Annotated in this window: 15 protein-coding genes; 12 read left to right on the plus strand and 3 right to left on the minus strand. The window is 28.6% G+C overall.

Annotated elements, in window-relative coordinates; translation table 11 throughout:
* Positions 1 to 570 precede the first annotated feature (570 nt).
* A complete protein-coding gene (locus ACRCYC_RS14165) occupies positions 571 to 1446 on the plus strand; it encodes an FUSC family protein (protein WP_438619787.1) in 876 nt (291 codons plus the stop codon).
* A gap of 55 nt (positions 1447 to 1501) precedes the next feature.
* Positions 1502 to 2422, plus strand: coding sequence for an LCP family protein (locus tag ACRCYC_RS14170; protein ID WP_438619788.1), 921 nt, complete (start codon positions 1502 to 1504; stop codon positions 2420 to 2422).
* A 180-nt stretch (positions 2423 to 2602) separates the two neighbouring features.
* On the opposite strand, the gene ACRCYC_RS14175 is transcribed toward ACRCYC_RS14170, so the two are convergent.
* Positions 2603 to 3463, minus strand: coding sequence for a potassium channel family protein (locus ACRCYC_RS14175; RefSeq protein WP_438619789.1), 861 nt, complete (start codon positions 3461 to 3463; stop codon positions 2603 to 2605).
* A 194-nt stretch (positions 3464 to 3657) separates the two neighbouring features.
* Between ACRCYC_RS14175 and ACRCYC_RS14180 the strand changes: the two genes are divergently transcribed.
* The 3 genes from ACRCYC_RS14180 to ACRCYC_RS14190 all read left to right on the plus strand — a co-directional run bounded on the left by ACRCYC_RS14180 (position 3658) and on the right by ACRCYC_RS14190 (position 8482).
* Positions 3658 to 4683, plus strand: a complete 1026-nt coding sequence (locus tag ACRCYC_RS14180; RefSeq protein WP_438619790.1) for a DmpA family aminopeptidase — start codon at positions 3658 to 3660, stop codon at positions 4681 to 4683.
* 291 nt (positions 4684 to 4974) lie between these two features.
* Positions 4975 to 6684 carry an AbgT family transporter gene (locus ACRCYC_RS14185; RefSeq protein ID WP_438619791.1) on the plus strand — a complete coding sequence of 570 codons (1710 nt, stop codon included), beginning with the start codon at positions 4975 to 4977 and terminating at the stop codon, positions 6682 to 6684.
* Positions 6685 to 6958: 274 nt separating this feature from the next.
* Positions 6959 to 8482 carry an FAD-dependent oxidoreductase gene (locus tag ACRCYC_RS14190; RefSeq protein ID WP_438619792.1) on the plus strand — a complete coding sequence of 508 codons (1524 nt, stop codon included), beginning with the start codon at positions 6959 to 6961 and terminating at the stop codon, positions 8480 to 8482.
* Between the two features lie 32 nt (positions 8483 to 8514).
* Here ACRCYC_RS14190 and ACRCYC_RS14195 read toward each other — a convergent pair whose 3' ends face one another.
* Positions 8515 to 8829: a hypothetical protein gene (locus ACRCYC_RS14195; RefSeq protein ID WP_438619793.1), complete on the minus strand. Its 315-nt coding sequence runs from the start codon at positions 8827 to 8829 to the stop codon at positions 8515 to 8517.
* A gap of 200 nt (positions 8830 to 9029) precedes the next feature.
* Between ACRCYC_RS14195 and ACRCYC_RS14200 the strand changes: the two genes are divergently transcribed.
* The 7 genes from ACRCYC_RS14200 (at position 9030) to dapD (ending at position 16163) form a co-directional block, all read left to right on the plus strand.
* Positions 9030 to 10046: an asparaginase gene (locus tag ACRCYC_RS14200; RefSeq protein ID WP_438619794.1), complete on the plus strand. Its 1017-nt coding sequence runs from the start codon at positions 9030 to 9032 to the stop codon at positions 10044 to 10046.
* Between the two features lie 2 nt (positions 10047 to 10048).
* The gene (locus ACRCYC_RS14205) at positions 10049 to 10768 is read left to right on the plus strand and encodes a gamma-glutamyl-gamma-aminobutyrate hydrolase family protein (RefSeq protein ID WP_438619795.1); all 720 of its coding nucleotides are present in this window, start codon (positions 10049 to 10051) and stop codon (positions 10766 to 10768) included.
* Between the two features lie 37 nt (positions 10769 to 10805).
* Entirely contained in the window at positions 10806 to 12455 is a 1650-nt protein-coding gene (locus tag ACRCYC_RS14210; protein ID WP_438619796.1) for an ABC transporter substrate-binding protein, read from the plus strand.
* A 327-nt stretch (positions 12456 to 12782) separates the two neighbouring features.
* Positions 12783 to 13781, plus strand: coding sequence for an aspartate-semialdehyde dehydrogenase (locus ACRCYC_RS14215; protein ID WP_438619797.1), 999 nt, complete (start codon positions 12783 to 12785; stop codon positions 13779 to 13781).
* Between the two features lie 18 nt (positions 13782 to 13799).
* Entirely contained in the window at positions 13800 to 14678 is an 879-nt protein-coding gene (dapA, locus tag ACRCYC_RS14220; protein ID WP_438619798.1) for a 4-hydroxy-tetrahydrodipicolinate synthase, read from the plus strand.
* Between the two features lie 10 nt (positions 14679 to 14688).
* Positions 14689 to 15435, plus strand: coding sequence for a 4-hydroxy-tetrahydrodipicolinate reductase (gene dapB, locus ACRCYC_RS14225; protein ID WP_438619799.1), 747 nt, complete (start codon positions 14689 to 14691; stop codon positions 15433 to 15435).
* Between the two features lie 14 nt (positions 15436 to 15449).
* On the plus strand, positions 15450 to 16163 hold the full coding sequence (dapD, locus tag ACRCYC_RS14230; protein WP_438619800.1) for a 2,3,4,5-tetrahydropyridine-2,6-dicarboxylate N-acetyltransferase: 714 nt from the start codon (positions 15450 to 15452) through the stop codon (positions 16161 to 16163).
* Positions 16164 to 16300: 137 nt separating this feature from the next.
* Here the strand turns inward: dapD and ACRCYC_RS14235 are convergent, their stop codons facing one another.
* On the minus strand, positions 16301 to 17965 hold the full coding sequence (locus ACRCYC_RS14235; RefSeq protein WP_438619801.1) for an ABC transporter substrate-binding protein: 1665 nt from the start codon (positions 17963 to 17965) through the stop codon (positions 16301 to 16303).
* Between the last annotated feature and the right edge of the window lie 182 nt (positions 17966 to 18147).

Genomic DNA, 18147 nt, shown 5'->3' on the forward strand with positions numbered 1-18147 from the left:
TATTTTTATTATAAGTCAATTGTTATTGTTTTACAATAAATTTTTATTAAAATTTAATTATTTAATTTTAAAATTTAGATTTAAAAGATTTTGAGAAAAAAATTAAATCTTGTAATTATACTAAATAATTATGATGCAAAAACAATAAAAAAGATAAAAAAAACTACAGATGGGGGAGCAACTGTAGTTTTTTTCTATCTTAGGGGAAGATAGTATGGAATTTTTTTATTTCCGATCATATTTAAATTATTACCACTTTTTAAATATAATATACAAAATTTAATTAAAAATTTAAAAAAATAAAAAAATATATGATATCAAAAATATTTTTAAGCTTTATGTAAAATGAAGACGCAGATATTTACGAACTGTTTTATTAATCAATTCTAAAATTAAAGCAAAAACAACATATTAAAATTTGATTATAAAATAAAAATACAGGGTAAAAATAAATAGCAAAATGAAATTTTAAAGTATACCAAAATTTCTGAAAATAATTTATACTATATTAGTGTGTAATGACAATATAAATAAACATGATTAATCTTAGCACACTAGGAGGCGATAAACTTGAAGTTACCAAAAATGGGGATGAGAACCGTAAAAACAGGTATAGCTGTAATGATGTGTATTTTACTGGGGCAATTCCTTGTCCAAAAACTATTTTACTGCGCAATAGCATGTGTAATATCTGTCCAAGATACAGTAAAAGGATCTATGAAAGTTGGACTAAATAGAGTAAAAGGGACAATAATAGGAGGTATTATAGGTTTCTTATTTGCACTTATACAACCAGGAGAACCAATATTATGTGGATTAGGGGTAATGCTGACAATTTATACATGTAACGTACTGAAAATAAACTCAGTAGTAGTAGCATGTGTAACTTTTTTAGCTATACATTTAGGCGTTGGAACTTACAATCCTGCATACTATTCTTTCCATAGAGTTATAGATACCTCAGTAGGTGTTGTTATAGGGGTTGTAATAAACTATCTAATAGCAAGACCGAATTATTTAGATAAGACTATACATGAATTTAAAAATATAGAAAAATCATCTATACAACTTATAGAAACGAAAATTTTAAATGCAGAAGAGCTAGATATAAATTTATTTAAAAAAGATATACAACAACTAGAAAAAATATATTCAAAATTAACAGATGAAATAAGTTATGGAGGCAAAAATGATACAGACTTAGATAACTTAGAAAAATCAATAAGTATCTGTAGAGAAATATATTTTCACATGCAATCTATAGAACTTCTAGAAAATAAGCTATATCTAAATAAAAAGAATTATGATGCAATAAAAGCATTATACAACACAGAAGAAATAAGTTTTGATGTGGAAGACAATAAGAGCCCTGTATTTAATTATCATTTAAGTAAAATTATAGAAGAAATAAAAACATTAAAAGATTTTAATGAGTCGATTCAATAAATACCCTTAGGAAATAATGCCTAGGGTATTTTTAAGTAGATAAGGATGTGAATTTATGAAATTAAGTAAAAAAATTATAGTTGTTTTATTATTAGTTATATTGATACCTATAGGGATATTAACTTTTTTAATAAAAAATAATAACAATCAATCAGAAGAAAAAGTAAAAAATGAAAAAACATCTATAAGTGATGAAAAATCTGTAAATATAGCTTTATTTGGATTAGATAGAAGAACGAAAGAAGAAAAATCTAGAGCTGATTCTATAATGATTGCAAATATAAATTTTGAAAATAAAACTATAAATTTAGTTTCTATACTTAGAGATACATTAGTAAATATAGAAGGTCATGGAAAGGACAAATTAAATCATTCGTATGCATATGGAGGTTCAAAACTAGCACTTGATACTATAAATTCAAACTTTGATTTAGATGTAGATAAATATGTAAGTGTAGATTTCTACAGTTTAGCAAAAGTAATTGATATAGTAGGTGGTGTAGATATAGATTTAAAAGATTATGAAGCAGAGCAAATAAATAATAACTTAGTTGAAATAAACAACATAGAAAAATTACCTGAAGGAACTGATTATATAGAAGGTAGTGGAATGAAAAAATTGAATGGAAGACAAGCAGTAGCTTATTGTAGAATAAGAAAAGAAGGCAATGGAGATTATGAGAGAACTCAAAGACAAAGAAATGTGTTAGAAGGTTTAATTATTAAATATGAAAAACTAGATTCAAGTAAGAAGTTTGAAGCTAATATGGAAATAATGGCACAAGTTAGCACAAACATACCGATAAATGATATAAAGGAATTACAAAATAAAATTTTAAATGATAGAGATTTTACTATAAATCAGCATATGGTGCCAGTTGAAGGCAGTTTTGAAACGAAAACAGTAGACAATATGTGGGTTATAGATGCAAATATGCAAGAAAATATTAAAGAACTACATAAATATTTAAAATAAAAAAAGACGAGTGTCAGTGGGGCACTCGTCTTTTTTAAAGGAGAAATAAGTATAGTATATTTTTAGTGATATAATTAAAAATTATATTTAAATTATATTAACATTATAAACAATTATTAAATTTATATACAAAATATACAAAAAATTTATATATAAATATAATAATTATATTTTTTTATTTTATTGTTCATCTTTTAATGATGATAACACACTACACATTGTTTTTATTTCTTCTTTACTTAAGTTATCGAAATTTTCTAATCTATTTACAATGTCAAGTATAACCATATCTTTATATTCATTTGTACTAAACCTAGCACCTACAATCACATCTTTTAAACTCTCTTCTAACATAGTATAACTATTTTTATGATTATGATGTCTTATATTTTCTTTTTTTATAAAATAAGTAGACAAAGTAGAAGTCAAAGAACCTATAAATCCTATACCAAAAATCATTAGAATAGATGCAATAAATCTTCCTGAAAAAGTTTTAGGACAAATATTTCCATAACCAACAGTTGTAACTGTAACAATACTCCACCAAAGCGAATCCCCTATATTCCAATTTTCAAAATAACTCATAGTCACAGAACTTAAAAATATTATGATTATAGCTATGAATAAAGTATAGCTAAAGTTATTAGTTCTAAGGAATCTATAAAAATTACTATTACTTCTTTTTACGATAGCAAAGATTCTTAAAACCATAACTAACTTTAAAAATACTATGTACTTACCTATATTAAAAATTCCCAAGTTAGCTAATAATATAAAAATCGTGTGAAAAGGAATTATTGATATTAAATCGATTACATTACTTTTTATAAATAGCTTTTTATCACTGCTTAAAATAAAGCGAGTTACATAGTCTACAACAAAGATTATCCATATTATATAAGCTGTATTTGTTAAGATTATCTCTATGTTATAACTTAAATTTAATGTTAACTGTATAATTAAAATAGCAGCGATTGCTAAGGAAAGAAACGCCATAGTTAAGTTATAAGCAATACGTTTTCTTCTTGTAATAACTACCAAAATATATATCTCCATTCTTAATATTTTTAAAATCAAACTTATTAATTTAATTTTAAATTAAAAAAAGAATTATGTCAAAAAAAGGAATAAAAAGTCATTAAGAAAAACTTATATATAAATAAACGTTAATACGTTTGTGTTTTTTGAAATTTATATTTATATTGTAAATAAAAGGATTAAAAGGGGTAGAGTATATGGGGATTAATAATCAATATGGTATAAATATAGGTGAGTTTAAAAAAGGAAAAAATAACTTAATAACCGATGTAGATGGAGTTAAAGTAGGACATGTAACATTAGATAAAGGTGGTATAAAAACCGGAGTAACTGCAATACTTGCCCATGAAGGAAATATATTTAAGGAAAAAGTAATAGCATCATCTTGTATTTTAAATGGATTTGGAAAAAGTATGGGGATTATACAAATAGAAGAACTAGGAACTATAGAAACTCCTATAATATTAACAAATACACTAAGTATAGGAACTGCTTGCAATGGATTGATTAAGTATATGCTAAGTGAAAATGAAGATATAGGAAATACTACAGGAACTGTAAACCCTATAATATTAGAATGTAATGATGGATTTTTAAATGATATAAGAGGACTTCATGTATCAGAAGAACATGTATTAGAAGCAATAAAAGATGCAAAAAAATTATTTAAAGAAGGTTCAGTTGGAGCAGGAACTGGTATGAGCTGTTGTCAACTTAAAGGGGGAATCGGTTCTTCTTCAAGAGCTATAGATCTAGATGGAAAAGAGTATATAGTAGGCAGTTTGGTATTATCAAATTTTGGACTAGAAAAAGATTTAATAATAGATGGAAGAAAAATTGGAAAAGAAATATATGATAATAAAAATATAGAACTAGAAAAAGGTTCTATAATAATGTTAATAGCAACAGATATTCCATTAAGTGAAAGACAATTAAAAAGATTAGCAAAAAGAGCTAGTATATCACTTGGAAGAACTGGTTCTCATTTGGGAAATGGAAGTGGAGATATAGTGGTTGCGTTTACTACAGCAAATAAAATAAATCATTATGAAGAAAAAGACATAGTAAATACAAAGATAATAAATGAAAATAAAATTGATTTGGTATTTAGATCAACTATAGAAACTATTGAGGAATCTATAATTAGTTCAATGGTAAATTCTAAAAAAGTTATAGGTAGAGACAATAACACTAGAAATAGTTTGTTAGACTATTTAAAATAAAATGTTTAAAATAAACTAAGGTGGTTATATATATAATATCATAAGATTTTCTGCCATAGAATTTAGTATAAAAGCTATTTTTCAAGCTTATAAAACAAGATCGATGTATATACATCGATCTTGTTTTATTTTTGTAAAAATAAATTGGTTATCGACAAGAAAACTCGAAATTTAGGGAAAAGTTTTAAAAATGAAAATATTCTAAATTATGGAAAAAATTTAATATGTATAGTATAATAAATTCGGGAAAAGGAATTCATACATATTAAATTTTTTTTAGGGGGAATCATTATGGAACTGAATGTATCGAGTCAAGAGGGGAAAAAATCGAAACTTCAATCGTGTATGGCGGTTATTGAAAAAGTAGGAAATAAATTGCCAAGCCCAGCATTGCTGTTTGTGTACATATCAATATTTGTACTTTTACTTTCAGCAGTTCTTGGGACTATTGGGATAGTAGCTGAAACAGAGCTTGGAAGTTTCCCAATAAATAACTTACTAGGGCAAAAGCCAATAGAAGTTTTAAAAGTTACAGCAGCAGGTACTGCGGTTGCTGAAACGTATTCTAATGGATTATCATACATAATAGGGTCTGTTATTAAAAACTTTATGGGAATGAGTGCTTTAGGTGCAATACTTATAATAATGCTAGCAATAGGTGTAATGGAACAAAGTGGGTACTTATCAATAGGAATCCAAAGTATAGTTAAAGCTACACCAGCTAAACTTGTAACACCAGTTGTAATATTTTTAGGGGTAATGTCAAATGTTGCATCTGATGCAGGATATGTTGTATTAGTACCACTTGCAGCACTTGTGTATTATACAATAGGAAGAAACCCTATGGTAGGTCTAGCAGCAGGATTTGCAGGGGTTTCAGGTGGATTTAGTGCGAATTTACTTATAGGTTCATTTGATGCATTATTAATACCATTTACTCAAGCAGCAGCAGAAACAGGAGATGCTTTAGTTGGATCAAACTTTGCTCCTATGTTAAAGTCTACTGCGAATATGTTCTTCTTAATGGCATCAACATTTGTTATTGTTATAGTTGGAACTTTAATAATAGATAAAATAGTTGAACCAGGCATGGAAAAATATGATAAGAGTGAAGCTGATGTTATTGAAAAAACAGGAGATTTAACTCCTAAAGAAAAAAAAGCTTTTAAAGCTGCTAATATGAGTTTACTAGGAGTAGTAGGATTTATATTATTAACAGTTTTACCAATAGATAAAAATAATATAATACCTATAGTTGGTGATTTATCTACTTCAGTTCCAATGACTAGTATAAGTCCTGAAGGAACTATGGCAGTAGCAGGAGTTAATAATTTCTTAGATTCTATATTCTTTAGTGGCGATATGATAATGATGTTAATGTTCGTGGTATTTTTAATACCAGGTATGGTTTACGGATTTAAGTCAGGAACATTTAAGACTAAAGATGATGTTATAGGTGCAATGGTTACATCTATGAAGAGTATGGCTTCTATAATAGTTATATTATTCTTTGTTGCACAGTTCTTAAATTTCTTTAATGATTCACACTTAGGTATATGGATAGCAGATTTAGGGGCAGCGTTAGTATCTAAGATACCAACAGATAATACTTTCATGGCTATGATATTAATGATTGCATTCATATGGTTTACAGCAATAGTTAACTTGTTTATAGCAGGAGGTACATCTAAGTACGGTTTACTTGCTCCAATATTTATACCAATACTTATGAGTGCTGGGTTCTCACCTGCTGGTGTACAGTTAATGTATAGAATAGGGGATTCATCTACTAATATAATTTCGCCACTTATGAGTTATATGGGAGTTATAGTAATATTTGGTCAAAAATATAAGAAAAACTTTGGTATAGGAAACTTAATGGGAATGATGTTACCAATTTCTATAGGGTTCTTGATTGCTTGGACTGTATTTGCAGTTGCTTGGGCACTTGTAGGATTCCCTATAGGGCCAAATGAATTCTTCTTTATAAATCAGTATTAATTAGGGAGCTCGGGATTGTATATACAATCTTTTCGCTAAATATATGATAGAAATAATAGGGTATCGTGTTTCACGATACCCTATTATTTTGTTTTTTGAAAAAATTTGAAAGGTTAATATATTCGATTAGATCTTTTACTATATTTGGTTGATTTATATCGCAAGAATATATTAATACTTTAAACTGATATAGCTAAAAAATAAAGTGATAATTAGTTACTTTAAGGGGAAATATACCATTATAAGAAAATTCAATAAAGAAAGGAAATATATAATGAATGAATCATATTGGATTTTAAGTTCTAGAGGATGTGAATTTGAAAAATTAAAAGAAAATTTAGAAGTAGATACTCTTATTGTAGGGGGTGGTATAGTTGGCTTAACTACAGCTTACTTATTATCTAAAAAGGGTATAGAAACAGCTATTGTTGAAGCAAATAAAATCGGTTATGGAAGTTCTGGTAGAAATACAGGTAAAGTGACTTCACAGCATGGGATAATATATTCAAAAATAAGAGAAAAATATGATATAGATAGTGCAAAGCTATATTATGAAGGAAATGAACAAGCTATAAATTTAATAGAAGAGATAATCAAGGAAAATAATATTGATTGTAATTTTGAAAGATTATCTTCTTTTATATTCTCAGAAAATGAAAACTATTTAGAAGAACTTAAAGAAGAATATAATACTTGTAAAAACTTAGGAATTGATTGTAAATATCATGAAAGTTTAGATATACCTTTTGAGGTAAAAGGAGCAATTGAATTTAAAAATCAAGCACAGTTTAATCCTAAAAAATATTTAGATGCATTAACTAAAAAATGTTTAGAGCTAGGTGTTAAAATTTATGAATATACGCCTATAACAGATTATGAAAAACATAATATATACGAGTTGAAAACGAGAGACAATAAAACTATAAACGCATTAAATGTTATACTATCTTCTCATTTTCCTTGGTATGATGGATTAAATTTATACTTTGCAAAAGAAAAAGCAGATAGATCTTATTTATTGGCAGGAGAATATGAAAATAATATTCCAAAGGGAATGTATTTAAGTGTTGAAGAGTCTGGAATTACTTTCAAAACTTACGAAGGTGAAGGTAAAAGGCTAATCATAGCAGGTGGCGGAGACCATAAGGTTGGGCAATGTGAAAATGAAGAAGAAGTTTATGAAAAGCTAAAAACTAAATTAGGATCTAAGTTTAAAGTAAATGATTTTGAATATAAATGGTCAGCACAAGATTATATAACTTTGGACAATATTCCGTATATAGGCTATGTAAATAAAAAAGAAGATAATGTATATGTTGCCACAGGATTTTGTAAATGGGGAATGACAAATGGAACGTTAGCTTCTATTATAATAAGAGATTTGATATGTTATAGAGAATCTAAGTATGAAGATATATTTAACACTTCAAGAAAAAGAAATTTATTAACTACAAAATTTATAACCGAAAATGTGAATGTAGCTTTAAAATATATAGGAGGTAAATTAAAAATAGGCGATGATGATTTAAATATAGAAGAAGGTGAAGGAAAAATTGTTAATGTAGAAGGCAGACGATGTGGAGCATATAGAGATTTAGATGGAAAATTATATATAGTAGATATCACATGTACACATTTGGGTTGTGAACTTACTTTTAACTCTGCTGAAAAAACTTGGGATTGTCCATGTCATGCTTCTAGATTTAATTATAAAGGACATGTTATAGAAGGACCTGCTTTAAAGAATCTTAACAGATATGATGAAGAAAAAAATGATGTTAATCCGAAGCTGATGTAAACAAAAAAGGAATGTTTAAAAACATTCCTTTTTTATTTTTGTAATGAATATTTTATGGAAACAACGAATGCATATACAACAGTTAAAATTCCAATAGCTATTGTAAGAATGGATACCCATGTAATTGCAAACATAGCTCCAATTGACATAAGTCCTAATAATATTGATATTAATAAAAATGTTGTAGCAATAAATTCGTATTTTTTTTTAGTTTTCATCCTAGATCGTTCTTCGGTATTTGAAATAAAATACATAGTTGATAATAAAGGGCCTTTTTGTTGGAATGCAAATAATGAGTAAATAAGACAAGCAATTGAAAAAATTAAACATATAATCCCGATAAGCATAAAGAAACCTCCTTTTAAGATACGGTTTGGAAATATAACAATTACGAAAAAGTATTAATATGTATAAATTAGATTTTTAGATAAAAAACCCTTTATTTATATTTTATTATTTTTCTGTGGAAGCATATTTAAAAATAAAAGGACTAATTAAACAATAGATAAATATATATAGATAAGAAAAAAATTAGGGGGGATTAGATTTGAACAAAGCAATAGAGGTAACTAGAGGGAATTTAGTTGAATGTAATCACAATGTGCATATCGCAGTAGTAAATTCTGAAGGGGAATTAATATATTCTTACGGAGATCCAAAAAAGGTAATTTATGCAAGATCGTCTGTAAAGCCTATACAAGCTATACAAGTTTTAGAGACTAAGGCGGATGAAGCCTATGATATAACAGATAGAGAGATATCTTTTATGTGTTCTTCTCATTCTGGAGAAACTTATCATGTAGAGTGTACTAGAAAAATTTTAAAAAAGGCAGATATAAGTTTAGATAAACTAAACTGCGGAACTCATGTACCAGGAAATAGTCAGATATACAAAGAGCTTATAGAAAGTAAAGAACCATTAACGCAAGAACATAATAATTGTTCTGGAAAACATAGTGGTATGCTAATTTCAGCTAAAAATTTAAATGAAGATTTAGATACATATTTAGATATAAATCATCCAGTGCAACAAAGAATATTAACGAATATATCTTATGTATGTGACTATGAAAAGGAAAAAATACTAATAGGCATTGATGGGTGTGGAGCTCCTGTACATGCTATGCCACTTGAAAAATTTGCTTATGGATTTGCCAGATTAGCAGATCCAATAAAATTAGAGGAAAAAGGAGTTTATGCACAAAAAATAACATCATCTATGATGAAATATCCAGAGATGGTTGCAGGAAGAGATAGATTTTGTACAGCTCTTATGAGAGTTTGCGGAGACAGAATATTTGGTAAAGCTGGAGCTCAGGGAGTATATCTAGTAGGCGATAAAAGCAACAATCTAGGAATTGCTGTAAAAGTTGAAGATGGTTCAGGTCAAGCAACTGCTTGTGCTACTATGGAAGTTTTAAATCAATTAAACTTAATAACTAAAGAAGAACTACAAGAATTAGAAAACTTTGCAAATCCTAAATTATTAAATGCTAGAAAAGATGTAGTCGGTCAAATGAGACCAAGTTTTATATTAAACAATTTAATTAAGGTGGAGGGATAACTATGAAGCCATTAATAGGTATATTAGCAAATTTAGCACCTATAGATTCTGGTGCATTTAATGGATTAGAGAGAGTTCATTTACCTAATTCATATGTTCATGCAGTAGAAAAAGCAGGAGGCGTTCCAGTTGTCATTCCAGTGAATACAAATATAGAAAATATAAAAGCTCAAGTTGAAGCTATGAACGGAATAATAATATCTGGAGGTGAAGATGTAAACCCAACTCTTTATAAAGAAGAGCCGGTTAAGGAATTAGGGTATATTTATCCAACGATAGATGAATTTGATATAGCGGCCATAAATATAGCTTTGGATTTGGATAAACCTATACTTGGAATATGTAGAGGGTTACAAGTTATAAATGTAGCTTTAGGAGGAAGCTTATATCAAGATTTAAAATATGTAAAAGGAAGTCATATCAAACATAATCAACAAACTAAACCGTATCTTGGAACTCACTATATAGATATAAAAGAAAATTCTATACTAAAAGAAATTATAAAAGAAAAAGTATTAGTAAATACTTATCATCATCAAAGTATTAAAACTCTTGGAAATAATTTAAAATCAATAGCTTATTCAAATGATGGCGTTATAGAAGCAGTTCAAAAAGAAAATAAAAAGTTTGTATTAGGAGTTCAGTGGCATCCAGAACTAATGGTAGATCACAGTGAACATATGTTAAATATATTTAGACGATTTGTAAGTGAATGTAGTTAGTTTATAAATTAATATAAAAAAATTAAGGGGGGATCCTATGCATTTGAAAAGAAAAGCATCGGCTTTGGTAAGTGTATTTGTAGTAGGTTGTTTATTTAACGTAGGATGTACAAGTACAGGTAGTTCAAAAGGAAATGTAGAAGGTAATTCAGATGAGGTTATGGCTAATTTAAGTGCTAGAAAAGCTATAGCAATGGCAGTAGATAAAGATAACTTTGTAGATGTAATACTTAATAACGGATCTACAACTGCCAACTACTTTGTTCCTAAAAGACTAGCTATTGATGAAAATCAAAAGGATTATAGAGATTATGTTGGAGATGTAGCTTATATTCACGATGACGAGAAAGCGAAAGAAGAGTGGGAAAAAGCAAAAGAAGAAATAGGTTTTGACAAAGTAACTTTAGAAATGGTTTTATCAGATAGTGAAAGTAATAGGAAGCTTGGAGAGTATGTTCAATCTGAATTATCTATACTAGATGGACTTAGTGTAGAGATAAAACAAATGCCATATAAACAAGTTACAGAGGCTCATGCAAAAGGAGAATTTGATGTAAGTTTTAATGGTTGGGGACCTGATTACCCAGACCCACTTACTTATTTAGGAACTTTATCAACAGGCCAAATTTATGGAGTTGCAACAGGATATGAAAGCAAAGAATATAATGATATATTAAACAAAGCAAAGAACTCACCAACTACGAAAGAAGCGTGGGAGCTATTTGCAAAAGCTGAAAAATTATTACTAGATGATGCTTATGTATCTCCAATGTATCAAAGAGGGGTATCTTATTTACAAAAGGATTATGTAAAAGATATAGCTGTAGCTACTTTTGGACCTAAGTATTCATATAAATGGGCAGATGTAGAAAAAGATGAAAAAGTTCTTAATATAGTAAACTCATCTGATATAACAAGTTTAGATGCTGCAAAAATAAGAGACACTTTGTCTAGAGAAGTAACTTTAAATGTTATGGAAGGTTTAGTTAGAATGGATAAAGATTTAAATGTTGTTCCAGGAGTAGCTAAGGAATGGGAAAAATCAGAAGATGGTAAAACATGGACGTTTAAATTAAGAGATGATGCTTATTGGAACAATGGAGAAAAAGTAACTGCACATGATTTTGAATATTCATTTAAAAGAACTTTAACACCATCAACAGCATGTGAAAATACAAGTGTTTTTTATGACATAGTTGGAGCTGAGGATTACAATATGGGTAAAAATGATGATATAAATAGTATTGGGGTAAAAGCCTTAGACGATAATACTTTAGAAATAAAATTAATAAGACCGGTTATTTATTTTGATAAGTTAATGTGCCATCCTATATTCTCACCTCAAAATCAAAAATTTGTAGAAGAAAAAGGTAGTGAATTTGGAACAAGTATAGAAAATACTTTATTTAATGGTCCATTTACATTATCAACATGGAAACTAGAAGATCAGTATAGTATGGAAAAAAATAAAAATTACTGGGATAAGGAAGTTGTTAAACTAGATAAAGTTCACACAAAAATTGTTAAAGATAATAATACATTATTAAACTTATATGAAACAGGAAATATTGATAGAGTTGCTTTAACTTCTGAAAATGTTGATAAATACAAAGATAGTGATGAATTTGGGGTTGAAATGGACTGTATAACATATTTCTTAATGTTAAATGGAGGGAATCATAAATAGTTGTTTATAAACAAATAAAAACCGATAGATATTAAAAATCATCTATCGGTTTTTATTTTGTGATGTATTCAAATTACATGAATTATATCATAAAATAAAATTAATTGCAATGCGTTTTCAAATTATAATTAAATCACTAAATACAACATTTTACCATATTATAAATGTATACGGAGATTAATATGGACATTAATGCTTTAATTATAAAAATCATTGCGATTAATGCTATGTTTGCCTATAATATATTGATATTTAAAATGATATATAATAAAATTACGTATATGTTAATTGAATTGTGAAATTTAAAGTGGAAAGAGGAGTATAGATATGAAAAAAGTAAACGTTGCTATAGTTGGAGCTACTGGTATGGTTGGAAGAACTTTTTTAAAGGTATTAGAAGAAAGAAACTTTCCAATAGATAATCTATACCTATTTTCTTCAGCTAGATCGGCAGGATCTAAAGTAAATTTTAACGGTAAAGAATATACAGTAGAAGAATTAGATGAAAATTCATTTGATAGAGATATACAAATAGCACTTTTCTCAGCAGGAGGAAGTATAAGTGAAAAATATGCGCCAATAGCAGCATCAAAGGGTGTAATAGTCGTAGATAATTCAAGTGCATGGAGAATGGATAAAAATGTTCCTCTAGTAGTACCAGAGGTTAACCCAGAAGCTGTTAAAGAACACAAAGGAATAATTGCAAATCCAAATTGTTCTACTATTCAAGCTATGGTTCCACTAAAACCACTTCATGATAAATATAAAATAAAAAGAATAGTATATTCAACATATCAAGCAGTATCAGGTTCTGGAGTTAAAGGAACTAAAGACTTAGAAGATGGTATAAAAGGATTAGAAAATAGCTTTTATCCACATCCTATAGCATATAACTGCTTACCACATATAGATGTATTTATGGAAAATGGATATACAAAAGAAGAAATGAAAATGATTGATGAAACTATGAAGATATTAAATGATTACAATTTAAAAATTACAGCAACTACAGTAAGAGTACCCGTAGTAAATGGTCATAGTGAGTCTATTAACTTAGAGTTTGAAAAAGATTTTGACATAGATGAATTAAAAGAATTATTAAAAAGCTCACAAGGACTTGTATTAGTAGATGATCCATCTAACAATGTATATCCAACAGCTTTTGAATTTAGTGGAAAAGATGAAGTGTTCGTTGGTAGAATAAGAAGAGACTTTAGCTTAGATAATGGAATAAATATGTGGGTAGTAGCTGACAATATAAGAAAAGGTGCTGCCACTAATACTGTTCAAATTGCTGAACTTCTTTTAAAATATGATTTAGTATAAAATTGGGAGGTACCTATTATGTTATTTAAAGGTTCTGGAGTTGCTTTAGTTACTCCTTTTAATGAAAATGGTGTGGATTTTGAAAAGCTTGGGGAATTAATAGAATATCATATAGAAAACAATACAGATGCATTAATAGTTTGTGGAACTACAGGAGAATCTACAACTATGTCTGATGAAGAACAACTTTCTGTTATAGACTTTACAGTTAAAAAAGTTAATAAAAGAATACCGGTTATAGCAGGAACAGGGTCTAATGATACTATGCACTCAGTAGAGCTAAGTAAAGCTGCTGAAAAAGTGGGTGTAGATGGATTATTAGTTATAACTCCTTATTACAACAAAACAAATCAAAGAGGGCTTAAGCTTCACTTTGAGACTATAGCAGCTAGCACAGAGTTACCTATAATAATGTATAATGTTCCAGGAAGAACGGGAGTAAACATAAAACCTAGTGTAATTGCAGAACTTGCAAAAATTGAAAATATAGTAGCTGTTAAAGAAGCTAGTGGAGATATAGCGCAAGTAGCTGAAATAGCTAGATTAGTGCCAGAAGATTTTGCAATATACTCAGGAAATGACGATTCTATATTACCACTTTTATCTCTTGGAGGTGTTGGAGTTATATCTGTAGTTGCAAATATATGTCCAAAAGAAACTCATGATATAGTAGAAAAATTCTTAAATGGTGATGTTGAAGGTTCAAGAAAGTTACAATTGGGTATGAAAGCATTAATAGATAAATTATTTATAGAAGTTAATCCTATACCAGTAAAAACTGCTATGAACATTTTAGGATTTGAAGTAGGAGATTTAAGACTTCCATTAGCTCCTATGGAAGAAATCAATTTAAAAGCTTTAAAAGATGAACTTGTAAATTATGGATTTAAGTTATAGGAGGACTCACATGATAAAAGTTATAGTAAATGGAGCACTTGGTAAGATGGGAAAAGTACTTACTAGATGCGTTAATGAAGATAAAGATTTAGAATTAGTTTGTGGATGTTCAATTCCAACAGGAGAAACAACTGATTACAAATTATATTCTAAAATGAGTGAAATAGAAGAAAATGCTGATGTAATAATCGACTTTTCACATTTCTCAGCACTTGATGATGTATTAGGATATGCGCTAAAAACAAAAACACCTGTAGTTTTAGCTACAACAGGGTTTACAAAAGAACAATTAGAAACTATAAAAGAAGCTTCTAAAATAATACCAATATTCCATTCTTCTAATATGTCTTTAGGAGTGAATGTAATGCTTAAGTTAGTAAAGGAAGCTGCTAAAGCATTAAAGGAATTTGATATAGAAATAATAGAAAAGCATCATAATAAAAAAGTAGATGCACCAAGTGGAACAGCTATAATGGTAGCCAATGCAATAAAAGAAGTTTTACCAGAATCTACTTACAATTACGGTAGACATGGAAGAGATGCCAAGAGAATAGAAAATGAAATTGGCATTCATGCTATAAGAGGTGGAACTATAGTTGGAGAACACGAAGCTATATTTGCAGGCTTAGATGAAGAAGTTATGATAAGTCATAGAGCTCAATCTAAAGATATATTTGCAAATGGAGCAATAACAGCGGCTAAATATTTAGCAAATAAAGAAGCTGGATACTATAATATGGACGATATGTTAAGCTAATTAGGAGGGTACAAATGATAAACTTAAACGACGCATATGAAATAGCAAGATATATAAAAACAGTAGAGAAAAAGACTCCAGTAAAGGTTTATGTTAATGGAGATTTAAAAGCAAAATCAACTGAAAGTTATAAAGTATTTGGAAATAATGGTTCATATACTATAATAGGAGACTATGAAGCTATAAAACCAGTATTAGAAGCTGAAAAAGACAACTTAGTTGATGTACACATGGAATATGATAGAAGAAACTCTGCAATACCAATGTATAACTACTTACATGAACATGCAAGAATAGAGCCAGGTGCTTATATAAGAGATATGGTTACAATAGGTAAAAATGCTGTTGTAATGATGGGTGCAGTTATAAACATAGGAGCAGTAGTTGGTGAAGGTTCTATGGTAGATATGAATGCGGTAATTGGTGCTAGAGGAACACTTGGTAAAAATGTTCACCTTGGAGCTGGAGCAGTAGTTGCAGGTGTATTAGAGCCACCTTCAGCAGATCCTGTTATAGTAGAAGATAATGCAATGATAGGTGCTAATGCAGTAATACTTGAAGGAGTTAGAATCGGAGAAGGAGCAGTAGTAGCTGCTGGTTCTGTAGTTACTGAAAATGTTCCAGCTGGAGCAGTAGTAGCTGGTTCTCCTGCTAAAGTAATAAAAATGAAAGATGAAAAAACTGCTGATAAAACAAAATTAATGGATGATTTAAGAAATTTAGATTAATATAAGAAACAAAAAAGCTGACAAGTAATTGTCAGCTTTTTTATTGGCAAGATAAAATTTATTTTAAATAAGCTATCTTTATATATATACACTATAATTAGATTTCTAAACAATTTTTTCTAAATAAGTTGGAAATATTATTTAGAGCCTTTATTATTTAGTAACAAGAAGTAAGTTTCAGCTTTTTTAGTAGTCATAAATTCTTTAGAATCTTTATATTTATCAACATTTTCAGAAGTTAAACCAACTATATCTATTTGATCTGTTTCATATAAGTTTATAGCCGCATTAGCATCTTTAACAACTTTAAGATTAACCTTATTTAATTTAACAGCATCTTTATCCCAGTAATTTGGACTCTTACTTAATACACAAAGGTCATCCATTTTCCATGTAGACATTGTAAATGGTCCATTATAAAGAGTATTTTCAGCTGTAGTACCATTTTTACCATCTTGAGCTTCTACAAATTTTTGATTTTGAGGGAAGAATACGCAGAAAGACATAAGTTGGTCAAAGTAGTTAACACGTCTATTTAACTTAACTTCTAAAGTATTATCATCTAATGCTTTAACACCTACATTATCAGCATTATCAACTTTAGCATTATTATAGTCGCTAGCACCTTCTATATCATACATAACATATCCATATTGAGAAGCTGTTTCAGGATTTAAAGTTCTCTTCCAAGAATATTCAAAGTCTTTTGCAGTAACAGGTTCTCCATTAGACCACTTAGCATCTTTTCTTATTTTGAAAGTCCAAGTTTTACCATCTTCAGATTGTTCCCAGCTTTCAGCCATAGCAGGAGTAGCTACTCCATTAGCGTCAACTCTTGTAAGACCTTCCATAGTATTTGTTAACATATAGAAAGAGTCCATATCAGAAGCCTTACTAACATCAAGTGTAGGAATATCACCAGCTAAAGTTATGTTTAATTTTTTAGATTCTTTATCTACATCAGTCCATTTATATGAAGCTGGAGAACCATAAGTATATCTAACTACATCTTTAACATAACTCTTTTGAAGGAAAGAGCTACCAACTTGGTAAAGTGGAGCAACATGAGCTTCATCTAAAAATAGTTTTTCAGCTTCCCCAAATTTTTTAAAACTTTCCTCTGGAGTTTCTGCAATTTTTGCTTCATCTATTAACTTATCATAATCAGGATTTGAATAAGCTAATCTTTGAGCATACATTCCTTGAGTAGTAAATATATCCAAGAATGTTAATGGATCTGGATAATCAGCAGACCAACCATTTAAATCTATGTGATAATCCCCTTGTGAAGCAAGTTCTAATTTTTGTTTTAGAGGTTGTTGTTTTATCTCTAAATTTAAACCTTCAAGATTTGAATTAAGCTCAGATTGAATAAACTCAGCTGTTTTTCTTCCAGCTTCGCCTTCATAAGATAGTAATTCAAGCGTTACCTTGTCAAAATTTAATTCCTCTTTAGCTTTTTCCCAAGCTTTTTTAGCTTCATCATCATTTGATTTATAACCCATATCCCCAACTATTTCTCTGTAATCTTTACCATCTTTTGTAAATGCTAACTCCTCAGGTGTAACAAAAGAAACATCTTTAGAACCGTTGTTTAAAATAACCTTTGAAATTTGAGATGTATCTATAGACATAACTATAGCTTTTCTTGCATTTTCATTGGCAAGAACTGCATAAGGATCTACAGATTTTGAAGAACTAGAACCACCTTGAGATGAGTCAGTACTAGAACAACCTGTTAAAGCTAAAGCCCCTACCGATGATAAAGTGAATAATAAAGCTAGTTTTTTTCTTAGAACCATGAAAAATCCCCCCAATATATATAATTATTAAAATAATAAGGATAAACTAAAGTAGATATTTATGAATACAAAAATAAGATTAGATAATTTTAAGATTAGATAATTAATTTTAGAAATACAATATATTGTTAAAAATATAATTTATCAATATGATAAAAGTTTTTTATCAATATATATTATTT

It is taken from the genome of Paraclostridium sp., assembly GCF_051657365.1.
Classification (GTDB): Bacteria; Bacillota; Clostridia; order Peptostreptococcales; family Peptostreptococcaceae; genus Paraclostridium.